This is a genomic window from Thiorhodococcus mannitoliphagus, assembly GCF_010915725.1.
GTDB lineage: Bacteria > Pseudomonadota > Gammaproteobacteria > Chromatiales > Chromatiaceae > Thiorhodococcus > Thiorhodococcus mannitoliphagus.
Genome location: NZ_JAAIJR010000186.1, coordinates 1 through 8,053 on the forward strand (window position 1 = coordinate 1; position 8,053 = coordinate 8,053).

Annotated in this window: 4 protein-coding genes; all 4 read right to left on the reverse strand. The window is 62.4% G+C overall.

Annotation, left to right across the window (positions count from 1 at the left end; genetic code table 11):
• Positions 1-178: 178 nt before the first annotated feature.
• Positions 179-3,133 (reverse strand): Tn3 family transposase, encoded by a 2,955-nt coding sequence (locus tag G3480_RS24010; protein ID WP_164656762.1) that lies wholly within the window; start codon positions 3,131-3,133, stop codon positions 179-181.
• Positions 3,123-3,728, reverse strand: coding sequence for a recombinase family protein (locus tag G3480_RS24015; RefSeq protein WP_093038310.1), 606 nt, complete (start codon positions 3,726-3,728; stop codon positions 3,123-3,125). Before G3480_RS24015 ends, G3480_RS24010 begins: the two co-directional genes overlap by 11 nt.
• Positions 3,729-4,088: 360 nt before the next feature.
• Entirely contained in the window at positions 4,089-5,501 is a 1,413-nt protein-coding gene (locus tag G3480_RS24020) for a DUF1254 domain-containing protein (protein WP_206171867.1), read from the reverse strand.
• 55 nt (positions 5,502-5,556) lie between these two features.
• Positions 5,557-7,071, reverse strand: a complete 1,515-nt coding sequence (locus tag G3480_RS24025; RefSeq protein ID WP_164656763.1) for a DUF1254 domain-containing protein — start codon at positions 7,069-7,071, stop codon at positions 5,557-5,559.
• Between the last annotated feature and the right edge of the window lie 982 nt (positions 7,072-8,053).

Consider the following 8,053-nt stretch of genomic DNA (forward strand, 5'->3'; position numbering starts at 1 on the left):
CCGCCCGCCGCGCTCTTCCAGGGAGGATCGCGCTCCATCGGGCTTTGGCAGCCGCCGGATTCGTCCCAGCGTGTGTAAAACTCACCCGAGTCGTCGTCTCCTGAGTCGCACGAAAGCAGGGTTGCGTTCAGCGTAAAAGGGGTAGACCCAACAGTCGTGTCACCAGCCGCCACTTCTCTCAAGGCAAGGCCAGGCGAGTGCTCATGTCCAACTCGAAGCGGCCGTACGGGTTGACGTGCTCCCAGATCAGCGGCGTCAGCGCCGCATAGTCGCGAGGGGTGAGCCGTTCCTGCCAATGCGGCCTCGCCAGCACGGTTTGGATCATCAGGGTGTTGATGTAGACCATGCAGTTCTGGATCAGATGGAGCGCGAGCATGCTGATCTCGTGGTCCTCACGACGGTTGCTCACCATCTCGCCGCGGCGGGCGAAGAAGACGAAATCGGTCGCGCCGTTCCACTGCTCGACGACATTGAGTCCCTCGTTGATCTCGCGCCGCAGGGCCTCGGAGTGCAGGTAGCGGCACAGAAAGATGGTCTTGATGGCCTTTCCAAGCTCGGCCAATGCCTTGTAGGTCGGGTGCTGCACGTTCTGCCGGGTAAAGCGTCGCAGGATCGCCTCGGTCTCGGCGGTCCCCAAGCGCAGTGCCGTCGTGTATTTGATCATCTGGTCGTACTGTTGCCGGATCAGCTCCCAGTCGATCGGTCGGGTCAGAATCAGTTGAAGATCCTTGTAGGCATCGGCCTTGCCGGTTTCCGGCCGGTACAGCTTCTGCGCGTGGATGGCCTTCAGTCGGGGCAGTAGCTCGAACCCGAGCAGGCGGCAGAAGGCGAAGGCGACCGTACTCTGGCCGTGCGAATCGACGTACTGGCGGTCGATCTCCATCTCGGTGCAGTGATGGAGGACACCCTCGATCATCGACGCCACCTCGGAGGACGACGGCGACTTCAGTTGGCTGTGGATGCACAGCGACTTGCGCTCGACGTGCCAGTAGATCATGACGCCGCGCCCGCCATAGCGGACGTGCCACTGGGTTGTCAGGTTCTGATCCCAGGCGCCGAAATGCTTGGAATCCGAGGCGCACGCCGTCGTCCCATCTCCCCAGATGGCCGGATTACGGGCATGCAGGGTCCCATTGGCGATAATGGCAATGGCTCGACGCATGGCCTCGACGTTGAGGTAGCGTCGGCGCACATAGGCCAGATCCTTGGCCGTCGTTCCCGAATCCAGCCCCGCCATCCGCTGCAAGCCGGCATTGGTGCCCATCCCGTGCAGGCATAGCAACAAGCGTGGCTGCAAGACCGCGCGCTCGAGGGTCTCGTAGGCGGTCGGGCTCTTGAGCACCTCGGTGAAGCCGAGACGCAGATCCGTTTCCTTGACCATATCGAGCAGGCTTGTCATCGGCCAGGTGGCGTTGAGTTCGGCCTTGAGGGCGGTCAGGTTGGGCGGATCGGGTTGTGCATCCAAGGGTGTCAGGATGATCCAGCCACCACCCTTCTTGGTGGTGAGTCGGACGGCCGGGTTCTTCGTCAATCCGGCATCCAGGGTACTCAGGGCCTCGTGCATCTCGGCTTGCAGGTCGGTGACGAACCGCTCGGCGTCCAACGGCAGCTCCAGCGCCTGGTAATAGCGGTCGCGGTTGCGCTCAAAGTCGGCCGGCAGGTCCTCGTCCGGATTGCGGTAGCGGTCGGCCCCGACCACCCAGATCTCCTTGCAGCGCAGGCGCTCGCGTAGGGCCTCCAGCACGGCGATCTCATAGGTGATGCGGTTGACGCGATCCTCGCCGGCAGCGTCCTGCTCCACCACCGCCTCGCGCCACAGGCCCCGCACGACGCCATCGAGTGGAACGTCCTCCTCAGGCGGAAAGATCCGGACCTTGCTCTCGGCAAAGCGCTTGACCAGCTCAAGCGCCTCCATCACCGGACGGTGACGGTCGTTGTTGGAGCGGAAGTCGAGCGCGGCCAGTAACCGGGGCACCATGCGTCGGTAGTGTCCACGGTAGGAGTTGCGGATCACCGCGCGCAGGGTGAGACGGTAGGTCGGCCCGGTGGCCTTCCATTCTTTCACCAAGTCCTGCAGCGTCTGTTCGCCGACCACTGGAAAGACCACGTCCCGCACGACGCCATCCGGCTCGGCCAGCGTCGCTTCGGCGAGGACGAACAGCAGGTTCTGTTTTCCCGTGACGCGCTTGAGGTCCTCGAGCAGCTCGCGTTCGACCTTGCGCTCGGCGCGTGCCCCGATCGTGTGGATGGTCTCGATCAGCAGATCGACGAGGTCATCGGTCAGCGTGCGCACGCGCAGATGCACGAACGCGGCGAGCCAGGTCAGCCGGGCGGCCTCCGGATGTCGGCGCAGCTCATAGGGGGCCTCCACGGAGACACGGCGACGGCAGCGCTCCAGGTCGCGCGGCACCGCATCGTCGAACAGATCCGGGGGAAGCGTGATCCCTCGCAGGAGGTCCAGCTTGGCCAACTCGTCTTGTAGGCTGGCAAGACTGGGACGACCGGGGTTGCCGAGCAGCTTCAACAAGACTGCCGGGGGCTGGCGGCTGGCCTCGACCTCGGCAGCGGCTTCGTCGGACGCCTCTGGACTCAACAAGGCGTCCAGCCGCTTGCGTGTCGCAGACGAGAGCCGATCGAGAGTACGAGCGTGAAAACGGTCGTCGTAGGCGCGCACCGCCGAGCGGGCGATGCGCTCCATGCGCTCAATGGTCGGTGGCTCGAGGCTGAGCGCGCGGCAGCGTCCTTCCAGACGCTCGATCAGTGGCGCAATCTCGCTACCGAGCGTGCCGATGACCTGATCGCACAGCCAGCTCGTCAGGTTGTCGGCATCGGCGACCGTCGCTTCGCGGAAGCCAAAGCGAATTCTGATTTCGGCGCGCAGCCGCTCGGCCGTACGCTCACGGAGGAAAGCGGCCTTATCTGCGGGAAGCGGCAGATCGAGCTGCTCGCTCAGTACGCGGATCGCCTGTGCATCGACTTCGGCCGTGTCACGTGGAAACCGGCCTCGCTCACGGAAGAAGACCAAGAGCACGGCGAAGCCGAGCTGACTGGCCCGGCGCTTGGCTTCTACCAGCCGTTGCTCATCGGGTGTGAGATGCCAATGATCTTGGCCGCGTGGCGCATCATCCAGCATGCGGCTCGGTTCCAGGTGGACTCGGGCCGGACCAGCCAATGCGAGCCAGGGTGTCGATCAGGGTCGAGCGCTTCACGCCAAAATTGCGGCACACGGCCGCCTTTGACATCCCGCCGTTCAGCGCAGCCAGAATGGCGTCGAGCTTCTCGTCGACGATGACCGGTGGGCGGCCACCGGTGCGCCCGCGGCGCTTGGCAGCAGCCAGTCCCGCCATGACCCGTTCCTGGGTCAAGGCCCGTTCGTACTGAGCGAGTGCACCGAAGACGTGGAACAGCAGCTCACCGGACGCCTTGGTGGTATCCATGCCTTCCGTCAACGAGCGGAAGGCGACCTGTTTGTCCTTGAGAGAGTCGATGATGGTCAGGAGGTGCGAGAGCGATCGCCCCAGGCGATCCAGCTTCCAGACAACCAGCACATCACCCGCCTGCACGAAGTCCAGTGCCTTGGTCAGGCCAGGCCGGTCATCCCTGGCCCCAGAGGCGTGATCCTCGAAGAGATTCCGGGCATCGACACCCGCCGACAAGAGCGCATCGCGCTGCAGGTCGGTGCTCTGGCGGTCAGAGTCGGAAGAAACGCGCATGTAGCCGACGAGCATGAGCGGAAAACCACGAAATCGGGGTTTCCGTATGCTACCCGATTACGACAGGGTTTTCCGTTGACTCTAAGCGCCCCGAAGCGCGCTTTTCGCGAGGCTCTTCGTGGACTGTCGGAAAACAGATGTTTTCCGACAGAATGACGACAGCTCTCGGCCAGCTGCGGTCATTGGTGCTCCGAGGCGAGCCGACTGCAATGAAACCATAGGCGGACGCTGGATTCGTGCGCCCGGCGGGGTGTGTCGGCGCCACAACAACTTTACGTTTCGGGACCCAATCAGTAAAAAACCGCGCGCCGGAACGCACGGCGGCGCACTCCGGCTTTTGGGATCTCCGGCTCAAGGTAGGGGCCCCCAACGCGGTTATTTTGTCGGGATAAGTCCCGGAGGTGTCCATGCCCCGTCGAGGGCCGCATCTTTGGGCCAATAGAGACGCAAGACCATGTAGATCGGTCCGTCCGGAGCAGGCAGCCAGTTGGCTTTCGCGACCGGATCGGTGGGTTCGTCCTTCTGGACATAGAGGGTGAGCGAGCCGTCATCATTGGTCTTGAGATCGGGCAGCATCGGTGAGTTGATCAGGTAGCGGTTGATCGGGTTCTCAATCAGAAGCTGGGTCTTTCCGTCGTACATCGTGACCGACCAGAAGGCGTTGACCGGGGGCAGGTCGCCTTTGGAAAAGGTCATGGTGTAGCGGTTGGAGGCGCCGTCCAGTGCGTCGTCGTTGGCGTCTTTGCGGGTGATGGCGTAGGCGGCTTCCTTCGGGTCGTTGGCAAGTATGCCGCCGATCGCGACGGCGGCGCGCTGGGCCCAATCGCCGTTGTACACCGCGCGGTCACCGATGCCGGAGGTCACGAAGGTCCATCCTTTTACGGTTTTTCCAAGGGTTTCCAGCTTGGTCTTGATCGCCTCTTCTGCCGGCGCCTTGGCTGCGGCCATGGCGGCCTTGTCCGCATCGGTCAGAATGACGGAGGGGAAGGACTTGCCGGATTCTATCCCGATGCTGGCAAATTTTTTGCGCAAGGGGATTTCGACCTCAGCCGGGCCAATGGGCGGGGCGAACTGGAGCAGGAAGGCGAGGTTGGGGAGGACGTTGGTTTTTTCGGTGGTGTTGTCCACTGCGGGCCAGTCGATGGCGGGCGCGGCGGCCGGGGCGTCGGCGCCGAGGAAGGCAGACATTGGTTTTGCCTCGTATTTGGCCTGGATGGCCTTCACGTTTTCAATGTCGCCAGGGTTGAACAATTGGGTTCGGAAGGTTGCGAGGGCAAATTCGGTTTCGGACGTGAAGACCTTCGCCACGCCCGATGGCGTCTCGCCGGTCCAGTCCGGGCCGGCGACGGCATAACAGCCCGCGCCATTGCCGGTCGCGCGGCTGCCGATGTAGCCGAAGTTGAAGGTATAGAGGGAGGTGAGCATGACCGAGTAGTAACGGTCCTTTTCGATCTCCGGCACGCAGATGACCAGCGGTTCGGCGCGCAGGTCCATCCAGAGCCAGGAATAGGGCGTGTCGCTGTTGGGCGTGACGATGGCCGTGTCCGCGGGCGTGTAGACCTTTGGGATGTTGGCGATGGTGTTGAACGGGGCCTTGAACTGGCTGCCGCCCTCGTCGATCGCGTACTGGTACATGATCTTGTAGACCATCGACATGGGCAGGCCGTAGAGGAAGGCTTCTTCGGCAATCGATTCGATCGCATCGGTCTGGGCAGCATTCTGGGCGCTCACGGGCATTGCAAGCGCGAGGCCTGTTGCCACCGTTGCCGCCAAGGTATGAATTTTCATCAATATGGACCTCTGAATTGATGCCCGCGGATTGGCCTGCGGGCCAGTACAGGCTTTACTCCGCCAGTTCGATCTCGCCCGGACGCCAGGTCTTGTTGATCCAAGGCTCAAGCGGGCCGTACATGCGCAGGATAGTGAACCAGCTCTTTCCTGGAACGGTCTGGACCCAGTTGCCTTCCTTGCCTTCGGGGGCCTCGGGGGCGAAGTAGATATCGTAGGAGCCGTCGGCGTTCTCTGACATGCCTTCGCTCTGGCTGCCCACGGTCGGGAATTTCTGTCCGGTCTGCAGCAGCGAACGTGTCTGGGTGTCATAGAGTGTCACGGCCCAGAAGTTGTTGACTGGCACATCTTTGGGAAGGGTCAGCTTGTAGGTTTTTGATCCGTCAAAAGCCTTCTTATCTGCATCCAGATAGGCCATAGCGTAGTCAGACCCTTCTCCGGCCCGAGTGGTTGCCATCGCCGGGGTCACGCCGGTGTAGTTGAAATAGAACAGAACGCGCGCGTCCAGGTTCATCGTGCCATCCGACTCGAAGGAGGTGTTCTTGTTGGCGTAGGCGGTTATCCAGGCGCTGTTCGTGTCGGGGTAGATGTAGACGCCGCCAATGCGGGGCTGATAGGTGATTGCCCGGGCCGTCGCGTTGCCGATGGTTGCGGCCTCGCCCAGAAGCTTCTTCACCCGCGCATCGGGATTGAAGGGTTCACCCTTGACGATGCCGATGGACGCCAGAAGCCCCCTCGCTTCCGGACCGATGGCATCGATGGGTTCTTCCTGAACCACCTCGTTGAGACCCTCGAAGAAGCTGAAGTCATTCGCCGAAATGGTGTTGTAACTCACGCCCGAGAGGTCGACGAACTCCGTTTCGGGCGGATTTGCCGCCTGCGCCAGAGGGTAGACCTTCAGGTGCGTCTTGATGTTCTCGACCGCGGGCGCGAGGCCTTTCGCGATGGAGGCGCGCAGAAACACCAGGTTGCTGTAGGTATCTGGCTTTATCACGAAGTACCCGTCCGGGACGTCGCCCTCATGATCCGGTGGCAGGAGCAGATATTTCCCGCCCTTGCCCTTGTCCGGCCCGATCAGGCCAAGGTTTTCGACGAACCTGAACCAGGCGTCATCGACAAACCCCAACATGCCGGGGGGAAGTTCGAGGACCAGCGGGCCTTCCTTCTTCAGGTCGATATAGCCCAGCGAATAGAGCGTCGATGTATTGCCGGTCAGGTACAGGGATTCCGGCTGCAGCATCTGCGCTGTGATGGTGAACTTGTTCGAGGCGTCCGCGCCGATGCTCGCATTGCCGGATCGCATGGCATAAATCGACGCAGCCCCCTGATTGTCGAGAAACACCGCGACGCCGCGCATTCGGTCGAGATTGTCGTAGACCGTGGCGACCGTGGCGTCGGTCGGCACGCCGTCGAAGAATTCCAGTGTGCCAATTGGCGTCTCGACCTTGTCGGGGATCGAGATCGCGTCGAGCTCGGCGGATGTGACTTCGGCGAACGCTTGCCCCATGACAAACGCTTGCCCCATGACGGCCGCGACGGCGCAAGCGCTCAGGAAGGTGATGCGGATCATGCTTCAAGTCTCCTTTGGCAGGTCTGAACGGATGTTGGACTCTATTGACTGGCTCGTATCGCTTCTGCCCATTTCGCGCCATTCTAAAGCCTCGTTCGGTCGGCCTGCGGCAGCATTCCTGTAGGCGCTTGGCGCGCGGCCGGCCCACCTGTTGCAGGTGCGGGCAATGGCGCTCGACGTGCTGAACCCACATCTGGCCACGGATAGGAAATCCAACCGTCGCTTTGCGTCCAGTGACGCTCAAGCGAGGAGGCTAGCGGGAGCTCGGCGAGCGATCAAGGCGCCATCGGGACGCTCGGCGGCCTCTTTGGCGCAGAGAGTCCGTGTTGCGGAGCGCCGAAATGCGATGCTCGCGCTCGGCGGACAAACGAAGCACGAGGGCGGCTGCAGCTCGCCTGCAGAGGACGGCGGTCACTAGGCAACGCGCTGGTCGAATTTGAAGTCCGGCTCGGGCTGTTCGAGGAGGTCCCAGGCCGGCACCAGCTTGGTACCATCGTCCCAGGCGGGCGGTCCGCGCGCGGGCGAAATCGGCGGCGTCAGTGATGAACAAGACGACTCTCGCAACGTCCGCTCCGGGTGGCATTGCCGTCGTCGTTGCTCGAAGGCCCGATGGCAGCTGTGGGTCGGAAGCGGTCTGCCCCCATGCCGGTTCTGGTCGCCCCGAGCCGACTCGGTGATGGGGGTGCACCCGACTTCTGAAATTTTGTTCAGTCCACCCCTGAAAATGACACTGTCGGCAAGGTATTTCTGACGGAAACCTTGGCCCGGAGGTTTTCCGTCGGCGAAATGGCGGCTGGTGACACGACTGTTGGGTCTACCCCTAAAAACAAGGCCCGTGATCAAGGATCGCTTTGTTCTCTGTTCCGATCTCATCGTCTTCCAAGGAGCCTATCGGGGTGGGCGGAATCAGTCCGCCATCCGCACGACGCCCGAGACGATCCCGAGGATCTGGATCTCCTCGTGGCGCAGATGGATCGGCTGC